This window comes from Streptomyces cacaoi, from assembly GCF_006539165.1.
Lineage (GTDB): Bacteria > Actinomycetota > Actinomycetes > Streptomycetales > Streptomycetaceae > Streptomyces > Streptomyces cacaoi.
This window is the reverse complement of the sequence record NZ_BJMM01000026.1, coordinates 15,235-39,553: the sequence shown is the minus strand read 5'-3', so window position 1 is coordinate 39,553 and position 24,319 is coordinate 15,235. Positions and strand designations below refer to the sequence as shown.

Genomic DNA, 24,319 nt, shown 5'->3' with positions numbered 1-24,319 from the left:
CGGCGGCCGCCGGTAGCGGTTGGAAGGCCGGCAGCCGCCGGCCGCTCCACCGGAGACCGTGTGTCCGCGCCCACGCCGAACCGTCCTCGAACACGCTGTGCGGTCCTTGGGTCCGTCGCTCGCACCCTGCTCACCGGACATTTCAGCTAGGGGGAACATCCGCATGTCCACGAGCGCACTGTCCGCACAACCGGCACGTCCCCAGGTGTTGATGGTCGGTTTCGCCGGCCATCAGGGAAAGGAATATCTACCCGTGGTCGGCGAGTTGGCCGAGGTCGTCGGCGGGGTCGATTCCGCACCGGCTGCTCCGGCGCTCGCCGACTCCTGGGGGTTTCCGCACTTCTCGCGGCTCGGGGAGGCACTCAAACGCGTGGATTTCGACGTGGCCGTGGTCACCGTCCCGCACAGCGCGCATTTCCCGGTGTGCCGGGAACTGCTGCTGCACGGAAAGCACATCGTCAAGGAGAAGCCTTTCGCCGTGTCCGAGCCGGAGGCCCGGAAGATCGCGGAACTCGCCGAGGAATCCGACCGCGGCGTCTTCACCCTGCTCCAGCGCAACTTCAATCCGGTCTTCGCGTTCGCCGAGCAGAATTTCCGGCGCATCGGCGAGCCGTACTGGTTCAGCTACGACTACCACCTCAACCTGGCCCAGCCGACGAGCGGTTGGCGTGCCTCACGGGAACAGGCGCTCGGTGGGGTGCTGCTCGACATGGGCTACCACCTCATCGATGTGCTCGGCGGGATGTTCCCCGAGCCGACACGGCTGCACGCCGCCTTCATGCACCACTACCGCGAGATGCGCGACCGCCGGCTGGAAGACCTCGTCAGCGTCATGTGCAGCTACGCCACCCCGTCCCTGGCGGGATCGCTGCGGATCTCCCGGCACAACCACGAGAAGACCGAACGGCTGTCCATCCTCGGCACCGAGGGGGCGCTCAGCGTCACCCCCGAGGCCGGCACGCTCTTCTCCCCCGGCGGGACGGCGGTGGACAGCCGGGAGCGTGCCGTGTCCAAGGGCGCGGTGGTGCGCACGATGTTCGCGCACTACCTCGCGCGCCTGGAGGACCGTGCGTACCGCGCCGCGCATCTGAGCCGCCAGCTGTCGACCGTCCGCACGATCGACGGCATCTACCGCAGCCACCTCACCGAGCCCGGCGCGCTCGCCGACCGGTGCGCCTGAACCACGCGCCCCGACGGGCCCCTTGGGAGGGAATGTGACGCCGACCATCACGCTGGCACGCACCCCCGGTGAGTCCCTGGCGATCGCCCTGGACCGGTACCGGGACGCCGGGGGCGACCCCGTACTCACCGCCTTCGATCCGCGCGGACACCATGTGTGGCCCCGCCGGATCGCCGCCCGCCTGGGTGTGCCCGTCACCGGGCCGCCGGAGGCTCCCGGCGCCCGGCAGGCGCCGCTCGGCGAGGCCGTCGCGGCACTGCGCCACGCCCGCGCCGAGCACCTGGTCGTCGCCCTGCTGCCCGACGGCGGCACCGCGGGCGGCGGAGCCCCGTCCGGCGCGGACCCGTCCGGCGGAGGCCCGGACGGCGGTGCCGGGTTCGGCCATTCCGCGGCCGTCTTCGCGCTGGCCAGGAACGCCCGGCTGGAGATCGCCCGGAGCGAGGACGCCGTGCTGCGGGCCGTCCGGCGCGCGGCGCCACGCTGGGTGACGCTCGTCGGCTCCGCCGACCTCCTCGGCTTCGGGCTGACCACCCGGCTGCGGGCCCGGTTCCCCGGTGTCGAACCGGGCGTGCTGTACGCGCACACGCCGGCGAAGCTGAGCGAACTCGTCCTCAAGGCGCTCCTGTACCCGAGGCTGCCGGGCACCGAGGACGTGCTGGTCGCCCCGCTGCTGAAGGGCGGCGCACCGCTGCGCAGCGGCCGGCTGACGGTCTACCCGCAGGACGCGATCGACGCCTCAGCCTTCGCCCGGCCCGCGCCCGGCAGCGGAGCAGGGGCCGGTGCCGGTGCCGGTGCCGGACCGCAGACGAAGTCCTCGCACGGGCACGGGCCGGACTCCCCCGGCCTGCTGCGGATGTTCAGCATCATCACGCACGGCAGCGAGGACTACCTCCGGCTCACCTCGCGTGACCTGCTGTGCGGCCGTACCGGGGACGCCGCCCAACTGGCGCTGGCACGCCGCGAGTCGGCGACGCTGCCGGCCTGTATGCACGGGGACGACTGCGTCTACCCGGACGCCCGCCGCTGGTCCCCGGCCTCCGTGCCGGCACAGCTGGTCTTCGCCAACGCCTGTCTGACCGTGAAGCTCGGTACGCAACTGTTCGGCCGCGGGAACCGGTTCACCGTCGCCCAGCGGTTCCTCGACGCCTGGGCGGGCGCGTACATCGCCAGCCCGCTGCTGAAGGACGGCACGCACGGCGAGAATCTGCTCTTCCACCATCTGCTGGAGGAGGGCGCCACCGTCGGCGGCGCCGTCCGGCAGGTCAACGACAGCCTGGTGCACTGGGGGATCGACGCGCCCGAGGTGCTGGTCGTCGGCGACCCCGAGGCGCGCTGGACGGCGGACGGGGCCCGGCCGCTGCCGGAAGCGGTGAGCTGCCAGGAGACCCCCGGCCGCGCGGAGATCACCTTCGAGGGGCTGCTGCCCGCCTTCGCCCGCGTCCGGCTGAAGGACCCCGAGCTGCGCGAGGCGTACCGGAGCGGCGGGCTCGCCCTCACCCCGCTGGTGCCCTTCGGCGGGCGGCTGCCCTTCTACGGCACCCTCGGCGAGGGCCCGGACGGTGAACTCAGCGCGCTGGTCTTCGGGTTCCAGGAGCGCCGGCTCACCGGCACGGAGGAGTCCCGCACCCTCGTCGTCGCGCCGCACGGCACGCGCCCGGCCGACCGCATCGTCCGGGCCGTCGAGCGCTACGAGAACCTCGCCTGCCTCGACATCAAGCTCGACAAGGCGCGCTCCGTCCTCACCGACACCGCCAACAGCCTGCCCGCCATCGCCCGCAGGGCCCGGGACGCGGCCGGTGAGCTGACCCGGTCCGAGCCGCTGGCCAAGGCCACCGACCGGGTGCTGGCCAACTGCGCCCGGCTGGACCGGCATCTGCTGGAGACCCTGCTGCGGCTCACCGAGACCCGCGAGTACCACTTCGTCGAGTCCTACCGGCCCGCCTACGCCGTCCGCCACGTGGAGAGCCCGTACGCGGCCTGCCGCTACTGCCCGGAGACGACACACCGCTACACCAGCGCGCACGTCCTGCGGCCCCGGCTGCGCCGGCTGCTGGTCAGCTGCCCGGTGTGCGGCGCCACGCAGGACACCGAGGACGAGACCGTCGATCTCACCCTGGAGGGCGAGGCGGTGCTGGTGCCCGGCGGCACGACCCGGCTGCGGGTCCGGCTGGCCAACCGCGGGCCGGACGCGCTCGACGTCCTGCTGGGAGCGCGCATCACCCGCGGCAAGCAGCACGGCTTCGGCTTCGCGCTGGACCCCGGACGGCTCCGGGTACCGGCCGGCTCCACCGCGGAGGCCGCGCTCACCGTGACCACCGGCCATCCCACGACGCGGCACGCCATGCTGCTGCGCTGCTACGCCGTCGGCGAGGGCCGCATCGACTTCGCCGGCCGCGACCTCCGGTTCGCCCCGCACGCCATGGACGCCCCCGCTGAACCCGCAGCACCCGTCGCACCCGCGGCACCCGCCGCACCCGCCGCACCCGCCGCACCCGCCGCACCGACCCTTCAGGAAAGGCCCCATGAGCACTGACGAACTCGCTCTCCTCGGGGGAGAGCCCGTCATCCGGCAGCCGCTGCCCCACGAGGTGTGGCCACCGCCCGCCGGTGAGGACGAACTGGCCGAGCTGGCCCGCCAGCGCAACACCGACATCTCCATCAAGGGCAACGCGGGCCCCGTCGGCGCGCTGGAGGAGGACTTCCTGCGCTTCCTGGACGGCCGCGTCCGGCACGCCGTCACCTTCAACTCCGGGACGAGCGCCCTGTTCGCCGCCTACTTCGCGCTCGGTGTGCGCGAGGGCGCCGAGGTGATCGGCCCTGCCCTCACCTACCACGCCGCGCTCAGCCCGGTGTTCGCGCTGCGCGGGGACGTCGTCCTGGCCGATATCGACCCCGCGACCCGGTGCCTCGACCCCAAGGCGCTGGAAGCCTCGATCACCGAACGCACCAGGGTCGTCACGGCCGTTCACCAGTGGGGCCACCCCTGCGACATGGACGCCGTGCTCGACATCGCCGGGCGGCACGGGCTGCGGGTGCTGGAGGACTGCTCGCACGCGCACGGCAGCCGGTACCGGGGCCGGCCCGTCGGCACGTTCGGCGACGCGGCCGTCTTCTCCCTCCAGGCCAACAAGGCCGTCTTCGCGGGCGAGGGCGGCATCCTGGTCACCGACGACGCACAGGTGCACGACCGGGCCACGCTGCTGGGCCACTACCGGGACCGCTCACGGGACGCCGTACTCGACGCTCAGCTACGTGCGTTCTGGGTCACCGGCTACGGCCTCAAGCTGCGCATGTCGCCGTTCAACGCGATCGTGGCCCGGCACGCGCTCGCCGCCTTCCCCGCCCGCAAGCAGGCCCGGCACCGCTGTCTGCGCCACTTCGGCGAGCGGCTGGCGACCGTGCCCTATCTGGAGCCCGTGCACGTCGCGGACGAGGCCGACATGGGCGCCTGGTACGGCTACAAACCGCTCTACCGCCCCGGGGCGCTGGGCGGTGTGCCGCGCGCCACGCTGATCGAGGCGCTGCGTGCCGAGGGCATGGAGGTCGGCGCGCCCTCCGGGCCCCGGCTCGGGACCCTGCCGCTCTACTCCAGCCCGGACAACCCCCTCTTCCCCGGCGCGGACAAACGGCCGAGCACCCCGGCGCCCGGCTCCCACGCCGAACACGTCGAACAACACGCGCTGTCCCTGCCGACGTTCACCGCCTGGCCCGACGACGTACCGCTCATCGACGCCTACGCGGAGGCGTTCCACAAGATCGCCCGGAACCGGGACGCGCTCGTCCGCCACGCCGCCACCCGCGGCTGACCACGGCCGGGCACCCCGGACCGCCGAACACCGGGACACCCGGACCCCCGGACGCCCCGCGGCGAGGCCTCCGGACACCGAAGCCCAGGCGCTGAGAAGCCGAGAAGCCGAGAAGCCCGACCCACACCACCTCTCCACGGCAGCACAGCTCGCAGAAAGGCCGGACATGACCGTCAAGGAATCGCCCGAAGCGGCGGCAGAGGTCCTCCAGCACGCCCTCACCGGTGACGACCTGCCCGACTCGTTCCATCTGCTGGGCCGTGAATGGGCCCTGCACCGGGGCGTGTTCCCCGGCACGCTCACCGCGGCCACCGAGGTGATGGCCTCCGTGCTCCCCTACCCGCAGGACGGCTCCTTCCTGGAGGTCGGCTGCGGCACCGGCGTCATCTCGGTGACGGCGGCGCTGAACGGCTGCAAGACCGTCACCGCGCTGGACATCAACGAGAAGGCCGTGGCCAACACCGAGGCCAACGCCGAACGGCACGGCGTCGGCGACCGCGTGCGCGCGCTGCACAGCGATCTGTACGCGGCGCTCGACCCGGGCGAACGGTTCGACGCGATCTTCTGGAACGTGCCCTGGACCTATGTGGAGGACGGCTTCCCGCTCTCCACGGATCTGCACTCGGCCGTCTTCGACCCCGGGTACCAGGGCCAGGCCCGGTTCATCGCCGGCGCACAGGACCATCTCACGGACGGCGGGCGCCTGTTGATGGGCACCGCGGACCTCGGCGACCGCGAACGGCTCGACGGGTTCGCCGCCGAGCACGGGATGCGCGTCGAACTGCTGCGCAAGGTGCGCCGGATCGAGGTCGTCCGCGTCATGGAGTACCACCTCCTGGAACTCCACCCCGCCTGACCGAGGCGACCCGCCTGACCGGAGCGACCGGGGCGGGCGCACCGGCTGTGCCGGACGGGGCGCACGGCCGCACACCGCTGCCCGCCCCGGTGCGCCGACGCCCGCCCCGCCGCGCCGGCCCCCGCCCGTCCGCCCGCGCACCGGAACTCCGTCCGCCCGCGCACCGGAACTCCGCCCACCCACGCACCGGAACCCGTCCCCGCCCCGCCGCCCGCCGTCACCCCGCGAAAGGCGCCCATGCCCGAGCCCGCCGATCTGGATCTGGCCCTGCACCTCGCCGACATCGCCGACGAGATCACCCGCCGCCGGTTCCGCGCCCGCGATCTGCGCGTGCGCAGCAAACCGGACCGCAGCCCGGTCACCGACGCCGACACGGCGGTCGAGACGGTGCTGCGCGAGGCCGTCGCCGCCCGTCGTCCCGCCGACGGGTTCGCCGGCGAGGAGACCGGCGGCAGCCCCGGCGCCGGGCGCACCTGGATCGTCGACCCCGTCGACGGCACCAAGAACTTCCTGCGCGGCGTACCGGTGTGGGCCACGCTCATCGCGCTGCTGGAGGACGGCCGTCCCACCGTCGGTGTGGTCAGCGCGCCCGCGCTGCACAGCCGCTGGTGGGCGGCCACGGGCCGCGGCGCCTGGCTGCGCCGCACCTCGGAGGCGCCGGCCTGGCACACCGGGAGCGCGGACGCCGCCGGTGGCCGGGCCCGGGGTGCGGAGCCCCGGCGGCTGGCGGTCTCCCGCGTCACCGAGCCGGGCGACGCCTATCTGTCCACGACCCGGGTGCACACCTGGCACACCTTCCATGTGCGGCAGGCGTATCTCCGGCTCGCCGACGCCTGTTGGGAGGACCGGGCCTTCGGCGACTTCCTCCAGCACTGCATGGTCGCCGAGGGGACGGTGGACATCGCGGCCGAGCCGGTCGTGAGCCCCTGGGACATCGCCGCCCTCCAGGTGCTCGTCGAGGAGGCGGGCGGCGTGTGCACCGATCTGTACGGTGCCGACCCGCAGCACGGCAGGGGCGCGCTGTCGGCCAACCCGCGCCTGCACACCCGCGCCCTCGCGCTGCTGCACCCCGGGCCGGACACCGTCACGGCGCACGCCACGGCGGCCGCGCCCCTGCCCGCTTCCACGCCCTCACGGGCCCCGTCACCGATCCTCTCCCCGACCCCGTCCGTCAGATCCCACGAGGAGCCGAGCACGATGAAGCAGCCCGAGCCCGCCGTCCGCCCCGCCGACGAGAGCGACATCCCGCACGCCGCCCGGACCCTCGGCGCCGCCTTCGCCGCCTACCCGGCCACCCGGCACACCGTCGACGCGGAGCGCCACGAGGAACGCGTCACCGCCATCCAGGAGTTGCTGCTCACCCGCCTCGGGCTGGGCGTCGGCCGGGTGTGGGTCGCCGGGGACGGGGACGCCGTCGCCGTGTGGACCACCCCGCGGAGCGAGGCGGGCCCCGTCTTCGCCGAGATCGGGCCGCGGCTGGCCGAACTGGCCGGGTCCCGGCTGGCCGCGCACGAACAGATGGAGGAGCTGCTGCGGCCGCACCGCCCCACCGTCCCCGTGTGGTTCCTGGCCACCGTCGGAGTGGCCCCCGGACGGCAGGGCCACGGCCTGGGCACCGCCGTCGTCCGCCCCGGCGTGACGGCCGCGCACCAGGAGGGCGTTCCCGCCTATCTGGAGACCTCCGACGTGCGCAATCTGCCCTTCTACCAGCGGCTCGGCTTCACCGTCGACGCCGAGGTCGCGGTGCCGGACGGCGGCCCCCGCACCTGGTGCATGACCAGTCGCCCCTGACGGAGAGGACCCCTGCCATGGCCGAACCGGAGACGGTACGCGCGGAGCCCGACGGCCCCGCGCACACCGCACCGCCCACCGCGGACGCTCAGCCCGCCGCGCGGGCACAGCACGCCGCAGACGCTCAGCAGACCGCACAGGCACAGCGGCCCGCCGCGCCGCACGCCGAACAGTTCGCCTCCCAGGAGCGGATCCTCGGCCTGGTCTGGGGCTACATGTCCAGCGACATCGTCGACGTGGCCGTCCGGCTGGGGATCCCCGAGCAGCTCGCGGACGGCGCGCACACCGCCGGGGACGTGGCGGCGGCGGCCGGCACCGACCCGGTCGCGACGCTGCGTTTCCTGCGTGCCTTCGCGGTGCTCGGCCTCGCAGAGGAGACGCAGGACGGCCGCTTCGCGCTCACCCCGGCGGGCCGCCGGCTGCGCCCGGACGTCCCCGATTCGCTGCACGCGTTCGTCCGGCAGGGCTCCGGGGTCTTCCGGCGGGCCTGGGCCCGGCTGGAGCACAGCGTCCGCACCGGCGAGCCCGGCTTCGACGAGGAGTTCGGCACGGACTTCTTCCACCATCTCGCCGGGCAGCCGGAGTTGGCGGAGACCTTCGCCTCGTCCATGCGGGAGGCCACGCGCACGCTGAGCACCGCGCTGGCCGAGGTGTACGACTTCTCCGCGCACGGCCGCGTCGTCGACGTGGGCGGCGCCGACGGCACGCTGCTGACCACCGTGCTCGGCGCCCACCCCGGCGTGCACGGCGTCGTCTTCGACTCGCCGGCCGGCGGCCGGGACGCTCCCGCGACGGTGCGCAAGGCCGGGCTGGCCGGCCGCTGCCGGGTGGAGACCGGCGACTTCTTCGACGCCGTGCCGCCGGGTGGCGATCTGTACGTGCTCAAGAGCATCCTCCACGACTGGAGCGACGAGCGCTCCGCCCGGATCCTGCGCTCCTGCCGGGCGGCCGTACCCGAGCACGGCCGGCTCCTCGTCGTCGAGGTGCTGCTGCCCGAGCGGGCGACGCCGGACGCCCATCCGCTCGCGTTCCTCAGCGATCTGTACGTCCTGGTGAACATGGGCGGCCGGGAGCGCAGCGCGCGGGATCTCGACGCGCTGCTGACCGCGACCGGCTTCCGCACCACCCGGGTCGCCTCACCGCCGGCGCTGGCACCGTTCTCCCTGGTCGAGGCGGTCCCCGTGCCGGACGCCTGACCGGCGCCGCCCTCGCCACAACTGCTCCTTGTCACCGCCCACTTCGGACTTGTTGGACAGCGAAGCGCGGGGCTGGTGTCCTGGAGACTCCCCGTGATGAGGACGGGCCCGGAACCCGTTTCCGGGCCCGGCACGAGCGCTCCGCGGCCGGACCGGCCGCCCCCCTCGGCAGGCCACTGCGGAGCGCTCCTCGACAGCGGGCTTCCTCTCCCCCTCGCTCCTCCCTTCCCCTCTCCTCTCCTCCCCTCTCCTCCCTTTCCCCTCCCGACGGAGAACACCGGGTGCGGAAGGCCCCGCCAGGCCGCATTCTGGGACGAAAGCTCCCACGGTTGCCGGGTTCTCCTTGGAGGGACGTTGACGGGGGAACTGAACAGGTCGGAGGCGCTCCTGCGGGCGGGCCTCACGGCCTCGGCCGACCACGGCATGGACCGCTTCGCCCGGCTCGTGGCCCGGTTCGTCCGCGTCCCGGTCGCCCTGGTGTCCCTGCTGGAGACCGACCGGCAGGTCTTCCCCGGCATGGCCGGGCTGAAGGAACCGTGGGCCGGGCGGCGCGAGACGCCGTTGAACCGCTCCTTCTGCCAGCTCGTCGTCGACAGCGGCGCACCGCTCGTCGTGCCCGACACCCGGCAGGACCCGCGCACCCGGGGCAGCCTGGCGGTCTCCGACCTCCAGGTCATCGCGTACGCGGGGATGCCGCTGACGGACGCCGACGGCCACGTCCTCGGTGCCCTGTGCGCGATCGACCACCGGCCCCGCGACTGGTCGGAAACCCAGTTGCAGGACCTCTCCGACCTCGCGGCGGCCTGCTCCGTCGAGCTACAGCTGCGCATCGCCGGCGAGCAGATCTGCCGCGACCGCGACCACGCCGGTGTACTGCTGCGCGCCTCGGTAGAGCTGGGCCGCTCCCGCGATCTGACGGACCTGGTCCGCCGGCTGCGCCATCTGTTCGACGGCGCCACCCGGCCGTTCTATGTGGGCCTGCTGCTCGCCGACGGGCCGCTGCTGCGGCGCGTCGTGGAGCCGGACACCGTCCAGCCCGTGGAGAGCGCCCTCCCGACCATCGAGCTGGACGCCCGCTTCCCCAGCGCGCGGGCCATGCGGGAGCAGCGCACCGTCCTCGTCCGCGACCGTGCGGAGCTGGCGGCCGGCTACGGGCCCGACGCGGTGACCTGGTACGAGGAGATGGGGCTGCGCTCCGCGTTCTGTGTGCCCCTGGCCGGCCGGCGGGGCGTGCTGACGTGGGCGTGGTCGGGCCCGCACAGGATGGGCGTGACCGAGGAGGCGGTGCTCACCGCGGTGGCCGGCTATGTGAGCCAGGCCGTGGAGCGCACCCTGTTCGTGGAGAACCGCCTCGGCGTCGCCCAGCAGCTCCAGTCGGCCATGCTCACCGAACTCCCGGACGTACCGGGCCTGGAGATGTCCCACCGGTATCTGCCGGCCGCCGACCAGGACATGGTCGGCGGCGACTGGTACGACGCCTATCCGCTGCCGCCCGGCGGGGACGAGCGGCGCCCCTGTCTGATGCTGTCGATCGGCGACGTCATCGGGCACGACATGCACGCCGCCGTGGTGATGGGCCAGGTCCGCAGCATGCTGCGCCAGGCCACCCTCGGCCACGCGGCACGCTCTCCCGCCGTCGCGCTCCGGGACGTCGACGCGGCCTTCGACGCGCTGGGGCTCGGCCCCGGCGCGACCGCCGTGCACGCCCGTCTGGACCCGCACGGCGACGGCTGGCTGCTGACCTGGTCCAACGCCGGCCACCCGCCCCCGCTGCTGCGCACGCCCGACGGCCGGGTCACCCGCCTGGAGGGGCACGATCTCCTGCTGCTCGACGGCTCGGGCACCCCGGACAGGCACGAGTCCGTCTGCGGGATCCCGCCCGGCGGCGCGCTGCTCCTGTACACCGACGGGCTGGTCGAGCGCCCGGACGGCGACATCGACACCGGTATCGACCGGGCGGCGTCCGTGCTGGCGGCCCACGGCGGCGGATCGCCGGACGAGCTGCTGGAGGCGCTGGCCGGGGCGGTCGGCAGCGTCCCGCAGCACGACGACGTGGCCGTCCTCGCGCTCCGCGTCACCCCGCACGCCCGCTGACGCCGGAACCGTTTCCTCCCCCGAACCGCCCCGGCGTCCGGTGCGTCCCCGAGGAGGAAGCCGGAAACGAGCCCCGCTCCCGGCATCCGGTGTACGTTCGCGAAGGAGCGACCAGGGAGTGACGGTAGTGAGGCAACAGCAGCAGCACGCGCAGCGGGCGACCGGGCGGCCGGCACGGCACGGGCCCGCGCGAGGACGCACAGCCACCAGCACCCGGCTCGCAGCCGTCGTCGCCGCGGGGCTGTCCGCGGCCCTGCTGGCCGGGTGCGGCAACGAGAAGGCGGACGATTCCGCACCGAAGAAGGTGGCCGGGGACGCGGCGCCCGCGCCCGGCGATTCGCCCGGCGGCGGCTCGCACAAGAAGGGCGCCTCGCCCTCGTCGTCGTCCTCGGCGGCCGACTCCGGCCACGGCGACGAGAAGGGCGGCGACACGGCGCAGCCCGGTGCCCCGGGCAAGAACGGCGGGGGCTCCTCGGGGGGCAAGGGAGGCGGTGGCGGGGGGCCGGCGGCGCCCGGTGGCTCCGGTGGCGCCTGCAAGACCTCCGAGCTGGGGTTCAGCACCTCGCACGGCATGGGCGAGGGCACGCTGCTGGTGAATCTGCGGAACAACGGCTCGGCGGCCTGCACCCTCCAGGGCTTCCCCGGGGTGGATCTCCAGACGGAGGGCGGCGCGCTCAACGCCGGCCGCAGCGGCCTCGCCGCCCCGCGGGTGAGCGTCGCACCCGGCGAGGAGACCCGGTTCACCCTGCACTACCCGCCGAACGACACCGGCGGCAGCGGGGTGAACGTCACCGGCCTCGTGGTCACCCCGCCCGGCGAGACGCAGTCGCAGTCCGTGCCGGCGACCCTCAATCTGCCGGTCACCGAGGGCCCGGGCTCCTCGGTCACGGTCGACCCCGTCGGCGTCGGGAAGTGACCCCGGCGGGGCCGTCCGCACGGCCTCGGCGGGGCCGTCCGCGCAGGGCCCGGGCGGCGCTACGGTGACGACGCACCGGCGGCGCGTCGGCGCCGCGCCCGCACGGTCGCCGCTCCGATCCCCACGAACAGCAGTCCCGTCCCGCCGAAGATCAGCGGCAGCATCCACAGCGACGCGAAGCCGTTGATCCGCGCGTCCCCCGGGGAGCCGGGCCGGTAGAGCACCTCGACCTGCTCGCCCTCCTCGTACGACGGCGGGTTGGAGCCCGTCGAGCCGCGGAACCTCGTCGGTACGCCGCCCTCCGGCGTGTACGCGACCACCGGGTACGCCACGACCTGGTCCCTCGGGCCGTCCCGCGACGTCTCGTGGCCGCCCTTCCGCCACTCCAGCTTCACGACCGTGCCCGGTACCCGCTCCGAGTCCGCCAGCAGCGAGGCGGACATCCCGGCCGTGACCAGGCCGACGATCAGGAAGACCGTCCCCAGCGCGAGCATCCCGAAGGCGACCGCCCGGCCGACGCCGCGCCCCCGCCGCTGAAACCGCATGCGTGCCCCCTCACCAGTCACTGCGGGGACGCTACCCCGGACCGGCGGCCGCACCGGGCGCGTTGCCGGAACCGGTGCCGGAACCGGTGCCGGAACCGCCCATACCGCGCCTGCGGTCCCGGCGCCGTCCCCGCTCGGGCACGCGCGCTCGGGCGGGCGCGCGAGCAGCGGGCGCGCCCAACGGGCGCGCTCGTGCGGGCGCGCTCGGGCAGACGCGCCCGGCCGGGGTCAGGCGGCGGAAGCGGTGTGGCGGGCGGCGAGTTCGTCCAGCAGCGCGTACTGACGCGGATGCACCCGGCGGGACAGCTCCTCGATCCGGCGGGCGTGCTCGGGCCGGGAGCACCAGAGGGTCTGGGCCAGCACGAAGCGTCCGGGGCGGCGGAAGAGCACCAGGTCGGGCCAGAGTTCCTCGGTGGCGGCGACGGTGGCGGCGACGGCCTCGTCGAGCGGGCCCTGCCAGCCACGCGGACGGACGAAGGCGCCGTCGCGGGCCATGGCGGCGAACCACTCCCGCATATCGGCCGCGCACGCCGCGCGCAGCGCCGGTTCCGTCGAGGCGTCGCCCAGCGCGTCGAGCACGCCGCGCGCGGACCGGGCGGAGTCGAACTCGGCGAGCGTCTGCCGTTGCGGCCTGGCCGTACGGTGCCGGCGGGTGCCGGTGTCCTGGAGGAGCAGCGCCGTGCGCTCGGTCGTAGTGGTGAAGGCGACGCCGGCGTCGGCCAGGCGCAGCCACAGGTCCCAGTCCTCCAGCCCGGCGCCGTCCCGCCAGCCGCCGACGGCCTCCACGACACCGCGCCGGTGGGCGACCCGGGACGGCTCGAACAGCGGCCCGAGCAGCTGGAGTTCGGGGTGCCAGCACAGGCTCAGCGGCTCGGTGAGCGAGGTCGTCGCATCGTCGGCGGTGCGGTACTCGCAGCCGGTGGCGACCAGCTGGACACCGTCGGCGTCCCGGCCCGTGCCGTGCTCACGGAACAGCCGGTCGAGCGTGGCCAGATGGCCCGGCAGCCAGCGGTCGTCGTGATCGAGGTAGGCGACGATCTCGCCGCGGGCCTCGGCGAGCGCCGCGTTGCGCGGGCCGCTGGGGTGGCCGTGCCGCTCGGTGCGCAGCAGCCGGATCCGGGCGTCGCGGTCGGCGGCGGCCTCGACCCACGCGTCGGTGTCGTCGCTGCTCGCGTCGGAGACGACCAGCAGCTCCCAGTCGTCGGCCGTCTGGGCCCGCACGGAGTCGAGGGTCGGGACGATGTCCGCACCACGGTTGTAGGTGGGGCAGACGACGGTGAACCGGGGCATGGCTGACCTTTCTCGGATGGCGCCCCCGCCCCCGGCGGGGACCGCTCCCAACGGCGGCCGCACCACCGGCCGGGCACGGGCACCGGGCACGGACACGGGCGCGGACACCGGGCGCCGGGAGACGCCCGGGCACGGAGCTGCCCGCGCGGGGAGACACCGGCACCTGCACGGCGGGCTCCCGGACGGACGGGTTCCGGGACGGCGGGTCCAGGACGGAAGCGGACCGGACCGGAGCGCGCTCCCGGGCCGCGAGGCGTTCCGGGCTGGGCCGGGCCGGGTGCCCGCCGGGTGCGGGTTCCGGCCGGGGCGAACTTCCGCACGGTACCGGGCCGTTGTTCCCCCGGGAGCCCTTCCGCTTCCACGGCCGCCGGGGCGGCCGTCGCCGCGCGGGCGGTCCGGGCGAGCCGGGACGGACGATCCGCCGATCTTGCCACACGGTCGCCCTTTTGTTCCCCGTCCCCGGACGGGGAACAAACCGTTCCGCCGCCGGGGGTGCGCCCCTTTCCCGTGCTCTAGGTTCCTGGGTAGCCGGTGCGAGCCGGCGGGCGACGCGCGACGGAAGCTGTCCGGACGCGTCCGGAGCCGGGACCCCAGCGGGCCCGTCGCCGCCACGGCCCGCGCGCCGCACGGCACAACGGGGAGTTCAACGCGTACGCCTGTCCGCAGGCGTGCGATCGGGGGAGAGTACGTGAGCGCACTTCCGGCGTGTTCGGTTCTGCTGCCGTTTCTGCCACGCAGACCGGAACAACTGCTGCCTTACGCGGCGCTGGTGGAGTGGACCGCCGCAGAGCGGCTCTGGCAGGGCCAGTCGCTGCTCGTCGAGCCGTTCCAGGGCTTCGCCGCCGCGGCCGGCTCCGGGTTCCGGGTGCCGACCGGCACCGGCGTGACGCTGATGCCGCTGCGCCACCCCTACGAGGCGGCGCACCAGGCGCGTTCACTGGCGCTGACCACCGGAGAGCCGGTCGTCGCCGGGTTCGGCCCGGGCGCCAGGTCGTTCCAGCGCAGCCTGCTGGGCGCCCCCTACGCCAGCCCGCTGACCGCGGCACGCGAGTATCTGACGGTCGTCCGCGGGCTGCTGGAGGGGCGGAACCTGTCCTTCTCCGGCACGTACTTCTCCTGCGAGGGCGCCATGACGCCCGCCGTCACGCCCCGTATCGAGCTGGGCCTGGGCGTGCTGCGCCCCGGAATGGCCCGGCTGGCCGGGCAGATCGCCGATGTCGCCATCACCTGGCTCACGCCGGCGTCGTATCTGAAGGAGACGCTGGTGCCGGCGCTGCGCGCGGGCGCCGAGGAGGCCGGGAGGCCCGTTCCGCGCGTCACCGCGATGGTGCCGATGGCGCTGCGCGCACCGGACCGCGACCCGGCCGAACTGGTCGTCGCCGGCAACGCCCCGCACATGCGGGCCCCGCACTACATCGACATGCTGCGCACCGGCGGGATCGACATCTCCGGTGACGAACTGCCCGCCGCCGGCAAGCGGATGGTGGAGGGCAAGGCGTTCCTCCACGGCGATCCGGGGGAACTCGCCGGGCTCCTCGCCGAGTACCGGGAAGCCGGTGCGGACGAGGTCGTCCTCAATCTGACCGGCGTCTGCAACGTGCACGGGCCGAAGGCGGCCATGAGCGAGCTGAAGACGATTCTGGCCGCGGTCGCGTGACGAAGGGACCAGCAAGTATGACCAGGGAAGAGATGTCCCGTCTGAAGCGCCACGTGATGTCGTGGGGCACCGGCAGGCCCGGCCCGCTCGGCGGCGGGCTGCCCGCCCGGGGCGCGGCGACGGTGGTCCTGGAGGACGCGGCCCACCTCGGCGCGGTCCTCGACGGCGGACTGGCCGGACCGGGCGGTGTCGTGCTGGTGCCGGGCGGCGAGGAGGCCACCCGGGACGCCGAGGTTCCCGGGGGCCCCGACGGCACCGACGGCCCGGTGCGGATCGCCGGCTACACGGGGTCGCTCAGCGAGCCCAGCGGCGACATGTCGCTCGCGGACACCTTCTACCTCCAGACGCAGGACTACGCCACGTCCGCGTACATGTCCGTCATCGGCGCCACGCTGATCCGGATCACCGAGGAGGCCGACTTCGAGGCGTTCCTCGCCGACGCCGACGACGCCCGCGCCACCGGCGAGTTCGCCTCGTTCGTCACCGACCCGGCCGTCCAGCTCGCCGACGTCACCGCGCTCGGCGCCGGCCGGCACGGCGACGGCCCCGCCCTGCGCCTGCACGTCGACGCCGAGGGCGCCGTCTCCACCGCGCCCGGCGGCACCCGGCTCGGCGTGCCCGGCGACGGCCTCGACGCCCTCGACGCCGCCTGGGAGCAGGCCAACGCCGAGGCCGCACACCCGTGCGCCGTCGCGCTGGGCGGGATCGTGCCCGGCGCGGTGCGCGACGCGGCGCTGGACGAGCGGCCCTGGGCGGCCCGCTACCTCGTCGCGCTGGACGCCGTGCGCGAGCTGCGGGCCCGCGGTGCCTCCGGCGTGCGGGCCTCCGGGTTCGGCGGCCGGGCGCTGCCCGCGCTGGGCGACGCCGACGACGCCCGCGAATGCGCCGACCCGACCGTCCCGCTCGTGCTGTGGGCCGACGGCGGCGCCCCGGCCCCCGGTGCCGCCGGCGGAAGCGGCGAGACCGGCTATGTGCACTGCCCGCGCACCGGGCGCACCCTGCGGGTCTCCCCCGCCGGGGCGCAGCTCGCCGAGGCGGTCGTGGTGCACGGCTCGGCCGAGGCGGCGGCCGGCGCGCTCGGCGCCGGATGGCAGGAGCGGCTGATCGCCGTCGAGAAGCAGTTCGCCGAGGCCGGGATGCCGCTGGGCGGCGACGGCCCCGCCGGCGTGGGGGCGTGAACCGGTGACGACCTCCGCTCCCGCCCGGCACACGGTGCCCGGCAGCGCCGGCCTGCGGCTGGCCGCGCTCGGCGACCGCGCCGTGCTGCACGACCTGTACGACGAGACGGGCTCCGCCGTCTACCACGACCTCTCCGCCCAGGACACCTTGGAGGTCAGGGAACTCCTCGGCCGGGTGCGCACCGTCCCCGGTCCGGTGCTCGAACTGGCCGCCGGGTCGGGCCGGTTGACCTTTCCGCTGCTCGCGCTGGGCCGCGACGTCACGGCCCTGGAGCTGTCCTCCGGAATGCTCGCGCTGCTGCGGCAGCGGCTGGACGAGGCGCCCGCGCGGATCCGGAACCGGTGCACGACCGTGCACGGCGACATGAGCGACTTCCGGCTGGAGGGCACCTTCGGCGCCGTCGTGCTCGGCACCACCTCGATCTCGCTGCTGGACGCGGCGGGCCGGGCGGGTCTGTACGAGGCGGTACGCGGCCATCTGGCGCCCGGCGGCCGGTTCCTCCTCTCCACGGTCGAACGGCCGGCCGACGAGGCCGAGGGGACGGACGGGAGCGACGGAACCGACGGGGCCGACGACACCGAGGTCGTGCTGGACGTCGTCGGCGCGAGCGGGCGCGGCTACCGCATGCACGAGCACTGGCCCGCGGGCGCCGACGCCCGGGTGATCACCGTCTTCCCCGCCGAGGAACCGGCGAGCGGCACCGTGCCGGTGGCCACGTCCACCGTGGGCGTGCTGCCCGTCGCCCGGCTGACCGCCGAACTGGCCGCGCACGGCCTGACCGTCACCGCCCGGTACCCGCTGCCCTCCGGCGGCTGGCGCCACCGGGACGTCCTGCTCGAAGCGGAGGTGGCCGCATGAGCCGCGAACGGCACGGGACACCGGCAGCCGGGACGCACACAGCGGACGCGCACGCGGCCGACACGCACCCGGCCGGGACGGCGCAGGCCGGGCCCGCGCGGGGCGGTGCGCTGTGGCCGGCGCTCCTGGAGCCGTCCGCGCACGGGGACGACGCGCTGTGCGCCGTCTCCGCCAAGGGCACCCGGGTGCGGTTCGCCGACGGGCGTGAACTGCTGTGCGGCGCCAGCGGGTTGTGGAACACCAACCTGGGCTACGGCAACGAGGCCGTGGCCGAGGCAGCCGCCGCCGCGCTGCGCGACGCCTCCTATCTGAGCGTCTTCCGCTACGAGAACAGCTACGCGCGCCGGGCCGCCGAGGCCCTCGTCGACGCCGCCGGGCCCGCGCACTACGGCCGGGTGCTGTTCTCCACCTCCGGCGGCGCCGCCAACGACCTGGTGATGAAGCTGGCCAGGCACCATCACGCGCTGCGGGGCGAGAGCCGTCGCAAGCTGGTCGTCGGGCTGCGCGACAGCTACCACGGGCTGACCTTCGGCGGCTTCGCCCTCACCGGTGAGGACCTGGGCCAGCAGCTGTACGGCGTCGACCAGCGGCTGGTGCGGCACGTCGCCGCCAACGACCCCGACGACCTGGCGAAGTTGCTGTCCCGGCAGGGCGCACAGGTCGCCGCCGTCGTCGTCGAACCGGTGCTCGGCACGGGCGCCGTCCCGCTGACCGACGAGTACATCGACGCGCTGCTGCGGCTCCGTGCCGAGCACGGCTTCCTGCTGGTGGCCGACGAGGTCGCCACCGGCTTCGGCCGCACCGGCGCGTTCTTCGCCTCCGAGCGCTGGCCCGAGCGTCCCGATCTGCTCATCACCTCCAAGGGGCTGACGAACGGGACGAGCGCGGCGGCGGCCGTCCTCGCCTCCCGCGAGGTGGCGGACACGTTCGACGCGGCCGGGGCGCTCCTCAGCCACGGCGAGACCCAGGCCGGAACCCCGGTCACCTGCGCGGCGGTGCTGGCGACGCTGGAGGAGATGCACCGGCTCGACGCCGTCGCCCGGGCGCGCAGGCTCGGCCGGCTGCTGGACGCCGAACTGGCCCGGCTGGTCGACGAGCACCCGCGGGTCACCGGCACCACCGGCGTCGGCTGCTTCCGCTCCGTGCGGGTCTGCGGCCCGGACGGAGCGCCGCTGCCGCAGGCCGAGGTCCCGGCGCTCGTCGCCGCCGTGCGGGACGCGGGCGCCCTCGTCCACCCGGGGCTGCACGGCGTCCAGCTGTTCCCCGCCCTCGTCTACACCGACGCGGAGCTGCACGAACTGCTGGAGTGCGTCCGGGCGGGCATCAGCGCACACACCGCGGCGCACGCCTCGACGGACACCTCGACGGACACCTCGACGGGCACCGCCGCGCACACCGCGTCGGCCGACACCGCTGCCGGGGCCCGCTGATGGCGCTCGGCTGGCACTGCCCCACGCTCACCATGTACGGGCTCGACGGCTTCGGTCCGTGGCTGCGCAGCCGCGGCGAGACGTCCGTCACCGTGCTCACCGACCCGGCCGTCACCGGGGCGCCGATCGCGGAGCGGATCCGCGGGACGCTCGCCCGGCACGGCCGCACGGTGCACACGGTCGAGGCGGGCGGCCCCGACGACACGGGCGGCGTCGAGGCCCTCGGGGAACTGGCCCGGCAGCTCGCCGGATCCGGGCTCGTCGTCGCCGTCGGCGGTGGCGCGCTGCTCGACCGGGCCAAGCTCGCCGGCTGGCTGTGCACCGGCCCGCAGGCCGCCAAGCGGCTCGCGGTGCCGCAGCGCAGCGGGCTGGTCCTGCTGCCGCCGCGGGGCGAGGGGCCGCGTCCGGCGCTGGTCGCCGTGCCCACGACGCTGGGCACCGGCTCCGAACTCAGCTCCGTGGCCTGCCTGGACCATCCGCGCGGCAAGCGCCTGGTCATGGGCACCACGCTCCAGCCGGACGCCGCCGTCGTCGATCCGCTGGCCACCTCGACGCTGCCGTACGCCGCCGTGGCGGAGGGTGCGCTGGAGGTGCTGTTCCGGCTGGCCGGACTGTACGTGGGCGACCTCGCGGACCTGCCCACCGAGGACGCGCTCGTCGAGGCGCTGGCCGTGCGCACCGTGCAGCTCGGCGAGGAGGTACGCGCCGCGCACGAGCGGTCCCGGGCCGTGGACGACACCGTGCGGGCCGAACTCGCCAAGGTCAGCGGCCTCGCGCACGCCGGCTGGACGGTGCTCGGCCGGGAGCCGTACGCCAACCGCGGCTGGTACGTGGCCAACGAGCTGTCCTCGGCGCTGGGGCTGCGCAAGATGACCGCGGTCGCCGCGCTGCTCCCGCCCCTGTGGCGGCGCGTGGCCGACGGGGACGAGCGCTACGGCTCGGCCCGCCGGCTCGGCCGGCTGTGGCAGCGGCTGCGCACGGCCGTCCCCGAGGGCCTGCCCGCCGACGCGGCGGACGGCATCGCGCACCTCGCCGACCGCTGGCACATCGGCCGGACCGTCACCGCGCCGGCCGGTACCGCCGCCGGGGTCGCGGCCCGTGCGGTGCGTGCCTGGGGCGCCGGGCTGCCGATGCTCGGCCGGCTCACCGCCGACGACCTGGCGGGGCTGCTGGCCGGGGCGGTGCACGAGGAGCGCCAGGAGCACCAGGAGCACGAGGAGCCGGCGCGCACCGGGACGGTGCACACGGCCCGCGCCGGAGCGGCTCGCACAGAAGCGGCCCACGGGCCCGCGGCGCACGCTCAGCGCCGTCCACAGACTTCCGCCGCCGGGCCTCCGGTCCCGGGCGGCGGATGCCAGGAGAAGGAACTAGTGACCGGGAGGGGGAGATGAACGTGCAGGATGTCGAGACCTTCGGCGGCGCCGAGGGCGCCGGGCTGGAGCTGGGCATGCAGGAGCTGGAGGCCATGGAGGCCCCGGGCTTCTGGTCCGTCACCGGCTACATCAGCGGCGCGGGCGTCAGCGGCGCCGTGACCTACAGCGTCGTCGCGTCGGTGGTCACCTGATCAGGAGCCCCTGATCAGCGCCACGACACGTCGTCACCACTGCTGTCGAGCAGCCTCGGGGGAGGTGAGGAAATGCAGGACGAGCTGAAGAACGACATGTCCGCCCTGGAGCTGGACATGCAGGAGCTGGAGGCCATGGAGGCCCCGGGCTTCTGGTCCAACTTCAAGGACGGAACGATGGCTTCGATCGCCGTCAGCGCCGTCTACGGGGGCGTGGCCTCCGCCATCGCCACCTGATAAGGCCGCGGCCTTCAGGCACGCACAAGCAGTCCCGGATCCGGCAGGCGCCTGCCGGATCCGGGGCCTTGGGACGTATCCGGGCCCCACTCCCGGGGCCGAAAGGAATGTGGGATCCATGCCCGACAAGAACCCCGGTACCAGCGGGAACTCCGGAGGCGGGAACGGGGCCTGGTACGAGTCGAACAGCAGGATCAGCTTTCTGATCCCGTTCCTCGTCATCGGTCTCGCCTACTGCCAGATCTCTCTCCAGGGCAGCGCGAGCACCGTCGGCATGGCGGTGTTCTCGGTGGCCCTGCTCGCCTGCGTGGTGCGTACAGCGCTCAACGTCCGTACCGCGAGGAAGCGATGACCAGGCAGCACGGGCAGATCGGGCAGCCCGTGGCCGTCGCCGAAGGTCTGAGCAAGACCTTCGGCACGGTCACCGCCGTCGACTCGGTGTCCTTCGAGGTGCGGCCGGGCCGGATCGTCGGCCTGCTGGGGCGCAACGGCGCGGGCAAGACGACCACGCTGCGCATGCTTCTCGGCCTGACCGCGCCCAGCGCCGGCCGGGCCACCGTCTTCGGCCACCCCTACGACGAACTGCCGCACGCGGCGCACCGGGTGGGCGTCAGCATGGACGGCATCGGCGCCCTGCCGGGCGTCAGCGGCCGGCGCGATCTCACCATCTGGGCGAAGACGCTGGGCCTGTCGTCCCGCCGGGTCGACGAGGTGCTGGAGCGGGTGGGCCTCGGCGACCGCGCCGACCGGAAGATCAAGGGCTACTCGACCGGTATGCGGCAGCGCCACGCGCTGGCCTCCGCGCTGCTGGCCGACCCGGAACTCCTCGTCCTGGACGAGCCGGCCACCGGACTCGACCCGGACGGCATCCGCTGGCTGCGCACCTTCCTGCGCTCGCTCGCCGACGAGGGCCGCACCGTCCTCATCTCCAGCCATCTGCTGGCCGAGGTGGAGCAGACCGTCGACGACGTCCTGATCATCCAGCGGTCGCTGCGCTACAGCGGCACGCTCGCCGAGCTGACCGACAACGGGGCCGTCCGGCTGGAGGACCGGTTCTTCTCCCTCGTCGGCAACGGAAACGAAAGCGGGGTCGGAGCCCATGCATGACCTTCGACGCCTCCTGTCCGCCGAGTGGTCGAAGATGTGGACCGGCCGCGCCTGGTGGTCGATGGCGCTGATCGGCGTGCTGATGGGGGCGCTGGCCGGCAGCGGCTACGTCACCGAGGCCGACAAGGACATCGCCAAGGGCGCCACCACCATCGAGGGCGTCACCGACCAGGTCGTGCGGTCCTGGTTCATGATGCTGCTGTTCTCGGCGCTGCTCGGCGCGATCTTCGTCAGCCGTGAGTACCAGTCCGGCGCGATCGGCAGATCCGTGCTGCTGAGCGGCGGACGCGGACGGCTGCTCACCGCCAAGCTGCTGGTCGGCCTGGCCATGGGCGTCGTCTTCGGCGCGCTCACCGTCGCACTGGCCGCCGCCTCGCCGTCGGTGTTCCTGCCGCAGGCCCAGCTGGAGCCCGCCTGGACGCACGAGACGACGCTGACGCTGATCGGCGTGTTCGTCGTGACCACGCTGGGCGCCCCCTGGGGCGTGCTGCTCGGCTGGATCATCCGCAACCAGGCGGCGACCGTGGCCACCCTGCTCGGGCTGACCCTCTTCGTCGACGAGGCGCTGCTGCGACTGGCCCCGGCCGTCGGCAAGTTCACCCTGACCATCGCCATGAGCTCGGTCTACCGGGACGGCAAGCCGGAGCTGCTCTCCGTGCCCGCCGCCTCGCTGACCATCGCCGCCTGGCTGGTCGCCGCTGGCATCGCCGCGCGGGCCCTCTTCCACAAGCGGGACGTGCTGTGATCACGCGCGGGCGCGGACGGCACCGCCGGGTACCCGAGCGCCGCTTCGGCTACCAGCGGGTCCTGCGCCACGGCACCCGCCGCGGGCACGGCTCGACGGCCGGCCGCACCGCCGAGCCGGACACCGCGCTGCTGACCCGCCCGCGCCTCGCCTCCGACGTGCTGGTGCACGAGCCGATCGAGAAGGGCGCACCCTGGGTGGTGCAGCGCGGCGCGCAGCAGTACATCCGGGTGGGCAGCGACCTCGTGCGGCTGCTGCACACCATGGACGGCGCCCGCGACCACGCCGGGCTCGTGGACACCCTCGGCCCGCCGTGGACCGAGCGGGACGTGGAGCGCGCGGTCCGCAATCTGCACCGGATGCGGCTGCTGGAGGACGGCACACCGCGCCGCCGCAGCAGCACCTGGTTCAAGTTCGTCCCGCCGCTCACCCTCCAGTTCACGATGCTCAAGCCGGAGCGGCTGCTGCGTGCGGCCACTCCGCTGCTGCGGTCGGTGGCCAACAGGTTCGGTGCGGTACTGGCCGTGTGCGCCGCGCTGGGCGGGCTGCTCGCGCTGGCGCTCCAGGCGCCGGTGCTGCGCAGCGCGCTCGGCAAGCCGCTGCCCCTCTCCTTCCTGATGGTGCTGGGCGTCGCCTCCCTGGTGACGACGGCGCTGCACGAGATGGGGCACGGCGCGGTCCTCACCTACCACGGCGGGCGGCCCAGCCGGATGGGCGTGATGCTCTTCTACATGACGCCCGCGTTCTTCTGCGACGTCTCCGACGGCTGGCGGCTGCCCCGCAAGGAACAACGCGTCCATGTGGCGCTCGCGGGCATCGTCACCCAGATGGTGATCGCGGGCAGCGCCGCCATCGCCGCGCTGATCGCCGGCGCGGACGGGACGGGCGGCGCCTGGGACGCCGTGCTGGTCTTCGCCGTCTCCACCTATGTGACGGGCACGCTCAATCTGCTGCCGTTCGTCAAACTCGACGGCTACATCGCGCTGATGACGCATCTGGACGTGCCGCATCTGCGCGACCGCGCGATGACCGACGCCCGCCGCTTCCTCGCCCGTGTCCTGTTCGGCGGCCGGTACGAGCGCGAACTGCCCTCCGTGCGCTGGTCGGTGCCGTTCGGGCTGGCCTGCATGGTCTTCCCGCTCTATCTGATCGGGCTCGCCTCCTCGCTCTGGCTCGACCTGCTCCAGGGCATGGGCGTCATCGGCGCCGCCGTCGTGCTCACCGGCATCAGCTATCTGCTGTACCGGGCGTGGACCGGCGGCCGGAAGATCGTCCAGGAGGCCCGCGGCGGCGGCGCGCACACCGGGCGGATCGTCACCGCCGGGGTGCTCACGGCGGCGGCCGTCACCGCCGCGCTGACCCTCGTCCAGGTGCCCTACAAGATCACGGCGGGCTTCGTCCGCGACGGGGACCGCACCACGCTGGTGCTCTCCGAGGCGGCGGACCGGGACAGCGTCACACCCGGCACCCACGTCACCCTGATCCGGCGCGGCATGGTCACCCGCTCCCCCGTCGGCACGGCGGTCGTCGCGGACGGCTCCGCCGGCGAGGCACGCAAGGGCACGGCACCGCTGTCCGCCTTCATCCCCGTCCGGGAAGCGGGCGCCCTGCCCGTACCGGCCTACCGCGTCGGCCTGGAGACACCCGCAGCACCCGACGACCCCGACGCGGGGGCCGAGGGCTCCGCGGGATCCGCGGGATCGGCGGGGTCCGCGGGGAAGCGGACGGCCGCCGAGCGCGCGACGGACGGCGCCCGCGCCGGCATGGCCCAGGTCCCGGTCGGTGACCGGCCGCTCGGCTCCTGGCTGTACCTCACCTACATCGCGCCGGCCCTGCGCTGACGGCCCGCGCACCGCACACACCGGCAG

General features: G+C 74.6%; 21 protein-coding genes. 19 read left to right on the top strand and 2 right to left on the bottom strand.

Annotated features, from left to right (window positions below; translation table 11 throughout):
* The first annotated feature begins 163 nt into the window (after positions 1-163).
* The 8 genes from SCA03_RS22460 (at position 164) to SCA03_RS22425 (ending at position 11,839) form a co-directional block, all read left to right on the top strand.
* A complete protein-coding gene (locus tag SCA03_RS22460; RefSeq protein WP_030888602.1) occupies positions 164-1,180 on the top strand; it encodes a Gfo/Idh/MocA family protein in 1,017 nt (338 codons plus the stop codon).
* A gap of 34 nt (positions 1,181-1,214) precedes the next feature.
* The gene (locus SCA03_RS35555) at positions 1,215-3,713 is read left to right on the top strand and encodes a hypothetical protein (protein WP_086817987.1); all 2,499 of its coding nucleotides are present in this window, start codon (positions 1,215-1,217) and stop codon (positions 3,711-3,713) included.
* On the top strand, positions 3,703-4,986 hold the full coding sequence (locus SCA03_RS22450; RefSeq protein WP_086817988.1) for a DegT/DnrJ/EryC1/StrS aminotransferase family protein: 1,284 nt from the start codon (positions 3,703-3,705) through the stop codon (positions 4,984-4,986). The genes SCA03_RS35555 and SCA03_RS22450 overlap by 11 nt, the downstream gene beginning before the upstream one ends.
* Before the next feature lie 166 nt (positions 4,987-5,152).
* Positions 5,153-5,842, top strand: a complete 690-nt coding sequence (locus tag SCA03_RS22445; RefSeq protein WP_030885428.1) for a methyltransferase — start codon at positions 5,153-5,155, stop codon at positions 5,840-5,842.
* Between the two features lie 237 nt (positions 5,843-6,079).
* Positions 6,080-7,633, top strand: coding sequence for a histidinol-phosphatase (gene hisN, locus SCA03_RS37030; RefSeq protein WP_086818051.1), 1,554 nt, complete (start codon positions 6,080-6,082; stop codon positions 7,631-7,633).
* Positions 7,634-7,650: 17 nt separating this feature from the next.
* Positions 7,651-8,829: a methyltransferase gene (locus SCA03_RS22435; RefSeq protein ID WP_086818050.1), complete on the top strand. Its 1,179-nt coding sequence runs from the start codon at positions 7,651-7,653 to the stop codon at positions 8,827-8,829.
* 423 nt (positions 8,830-9,252) lie between these two features.
* A complete protein-coding gene (locus SCA03_RS22430) occupies positions 9,253-10,923 on the top strand; it encodes a GAF domain-containing SpoIIE family protein phosphatase (RefSeq protein WP_086818052.1) in 1,671 nt (556 codons plus the stop codon).
* Between the two features lie 118 nt (positions 10,924-11,041).
* Positions 11,042-11,839 (top strand): DUF4232 domain-containing protein, encoded by a 798-nt coding sequence (locus SCA03_RS22425; RefSeq protein ID WP_230988852.1) that lies wholly within the window; start codon positions 11,042-11,044, stop codon positions 11,837-11,839.
* A 59-nt stretch (positions 11,840-11,898) separates the two neighbouring features.
* Here the strand turns inward: SCA03_RS22425 and SCA03_RS22420 are convergent, their stop codons facing one another.
* Positions 11,899-12,384, bottom strand: a complete 486-nt coding sequence (locus SCA03_RS22420; RefSeq protein ID WP_030885442.1) for a DUF3592 domain-containing protein — start codon at positions 12,382-12,384, stop codon at positions 11,899-11,901.
* A gap of 228 nt (positions 12,385-12,612) precedes the next feature.
* Entirely contained in the window at positions 12,613-13,674 is a 1,062-nt protein-coding gene (locus SCA03_RS22415; RefSeq protein ID WP_086815411.1) for a glycosyltransferase family 2 protein, read from the bottom strand.
* 688 nt (positions 13,675-14,362) lie between these two features.
* On the opposite strand from SCA03_RS22415, the gene SCA03_RS36420 reads away from it, so the two are divergent.
* From SCA03_RS36420 to mpaP, 11 genes are all read left to right on the top strand, one after another.
* A complete protein-coding gene (locus SCA03_RS36420) occupies positions 14,363-15,331 on the top strand; it encodes an LLM class flavin-dependent oxidoreductase (protein WP_030885450.1) in 969 nt (322 codons plus the stop codon).
* A 17-nt stretch (positions 15,332-15,348) separates the two neighbouring features.
* Positions 15,349-16,509: a daptide biosynthesis RiPP recognition protein gene (gene mpaB / locus SCA03_RS22405; RefSeq protein WP_141275605.1), complete on the top strand. Its 1,161-nt coding sequence runs from the start codon at positions 15,349-15,351 to the stop codon at positions 16,507-16,509.
* Between the two features lie 4 nt (positions 16,510-16,513).
* Positions 16,514-17,368, top strand: a complete 855-nt coding sequence (gene mpaM, locus SCA03_RS22400) for a daptide-type RiPP biosynthesis methyltransferase (protein ID WP_030888627.1) — start codon at positions 16,514-16,516, stop codon at positions 17,366-17,368.
* Positions 17,365-18,798 (top strand): daptide-type RiPP biosynthesis aminotransferase, encoded by a 1,434-nt coding sequence (mpaD, locus tag SCA03_RS22395; RefSeq protein WP_086815414.1) that lies wholly within the window; start codon positions 17,365-17,367, stop codon positions 18,796-18,798. The genes mpaM and mpaD overlap by 4 nt, the downstream gene beginning before the upstream one ends.
* Entirely contained in the window at positions 18,798-20,189 is a 1,392-nt protein-coding gene (gene mpaC, locus SCA03_RS22390) for a daptide-type RiPP biosynthesis dehydogenase (RefSeq protein ID WP_141275604.1), read from the top strand. Before mpaD ends, mpaC begins: the two co-directional genes overlap by 1 nt.
* On the top strand, positions 20,186-20,362 hold the full coding sequence (locus SCA03_RS35215) for a daptide-type RiPP (RefSeq protein ID WP_158102286.1): 177 nt from the start codon (positions 20,186-20,188) through the stop codon (positions 20,360-20,362). Before mpaC ends, SCA03_RS35215 begins: the two co-directional genes overlap by 4 nt.
* 72 nt (positions 20,363-20,434) lie before the next feature.
* Positions 20,435-20,599: a daptide-type RiPP gene (locus tag SCA03_RS35210; protein ID WP_169729634.1), complete on the top strand. Its 165-nt coding sequence runs from the start codon at positions 20,435-20,437 to the stop codon at positions 20,597-20,599.
* A 118-nt stretch (positions 20,600-20,717) separates the two neighbouring features.
* The gene (locus SCA03_RS22385; RefSeq protein WP_030885463.1) at positions 20,718-20,951 is read left to right on the top strand and encodes a hypothetical protein; all 234 of its coding nucleotides are present in this window, start codon (positions 20,718-20,720) and stop codon (positions 20,949-20,951) included.
* The gene (locus SCA03_RS22380) at positions 20,948-21,706 is read left to right on the top strand and encodes an ABC transporter ATP-binding protein (RefSeq protein ID WP_051845968.1); all 759 of its coding nucleotides are present in this window, start codon (positions 20,948-20,950) and stop codon (positions 21,704-21,706) included. Before SCA03_RS22385 ends, SCA03_RS22380 begins: the two co-directional genes overlap by 4 nt.
* Positions 21,699-22,451 (top strand): ABC transporter permease, encoded by a 753-nt coding sequence (locus SCA03_RS22375; protein ID WP_030885470.1) that lies wholly within the window; start codon positions 21,699-21,701, stop codon positions 22,449-22,451. Before SCA03_RS22380 ends, SCA03_RS22375 begins: the two co-directional genes overlap by 8 nt.
* A complete protein-coding gene (mpaP, locus tag SCA03_RS22370; protein ID WP_230988851.1) occupies positions 22,448-24,292 on the top strand; it encodes a daptide biosynthesis intramembrane metalloprotease in 1,845 nt (614 codons plus the stop codon). The genes SCA03_RS22375 and mpaP overlap by 4 nt, the downstream gene beginning before the upstream one ends.
* The last annotated feature ends 27 nt before the right edge of the window (positions 24,293-24,319 follow it).

What these genes read in the sequence shown, in the direction of transcription:
- SCA03_RS22460 (WP_030888602.1), top strand. Translation starts at nt 164, where the DNA reads ATGTCCACGAGCGCACTGTCCGCACAACCGGCACGTCCCCAGGTGTTG.
- SCA03_RS22450 (WP_086817988.1), top strand. Translation starts at nt 3,703, where the DNA reads ATGAGCACTGACGAACTCGCTCTCCTCGGGGGAGAGCCCGTCATCCGG.
- SCA03_RS22445 (WP_030885428.1), top strand. Translation starts at nt 5,153, where the DNA reads ATGACCGTCAAGGAATCGCCCGAAGCGGCGGCAGAGGTCCTCCAGCAC.
- hisN (WP_086818051.1), top strand. Translation starts at nt 6,080, where the DNA reads ATGCCCGAGCCCGCCGATCTGGATCTGGCCCTGCACCTCGCCGACATC.
- SCA03_RS22435 (WP_086818050.1), top strand. Translation starts at nt 7,651, where the DNA reads ATGGCCGAACCGGAGACGGTACGCGCGGAGCCCGACGGCCCCGCGCAC.
- SCA03_RS22430 (WP_086818052.1), top strand. Translation starts at nt 9,253, where the DNA reads ATGGACCGCTTCGCCCGGCTCGTGGCCCGGTTCGTCCGCGTCCCGGTC.
- SCA03_RS22420 (WP_030885442.1), bottom strand. Translation starts at nt 12,384, where the DNA reads ATGCGGTTTCAGCGGCGGGGGCGCGGCGTCGGCCGGGCGGTCGCCTTC.
- SCA03_RS22415 (WP_086815411.1), bottom strand. Translation starts at nt 13,674, where the DNA reads ATGCCCCGGTTCACCGTCGTCTGCCCCACCTACAACCGTGGTGCGGAC.
- mpaB (WP_141275605.1), top strand. Translation starts at nt 15,349, where the DNA reads ATGACCAGGGAAGAGATGTCCCGTCTGAAGCGCCACGTGATGTCGTGG.
- mpaD (WP_086815414.1), top strand. Translation starts at nt 17,365, where the DNA reads ATGAGCCGCGAACGGCACGGGACACCGGCAGCCGGGACGCACACAGCG.
- mpaC (WP_141275604.1), top strand. Translation starts at nt 18,798, where the DNA reads ATGGCGCTCGGCTGGCACTGCCCCACGCTCACCATGTACGGGCTCGAC.
- SCA03_RS35215 (WP_158102286.1), top strand. Translation starts at nt 20,186, where the DNA reads ATGAACGTGCAGGATGTCGAGACCTTCGGCGGCGCCGAGGGCGCCGGG.
- SCA03_RS35210 (WP_169729634.1), top strand. Translation starts at nt 20,435, where the DNA reads ATGCAGGACGAGCTGAAGAACGACATGTCCGCCCTGGAGCTGGACATG.
- SCA03_RS22385 (WP_030885463.1), top strand. Translation starts at nt 20,718, where the DNA reads ATGCCCGACAAGAACCCCGGTACCAGCGGGAACTCCGGAGGCGGGAAC.
- SCA03_RS22380 (WP_051845968.1), top strand. Translation starts at nt 20,948, where the DNA reads ATGACCAGGCAGCACGGGCAGATCGGGCAGCCCGTGGCCGTCGCCGAA.
- SCA03_RS22375 (WP_030885470.1), top strand. Translation starts at nt 21,699, where the DNA reads ATGCATGACCTTCGACGCCTCCTGTCCGCCGAGTGGTCGAAGATGTGG.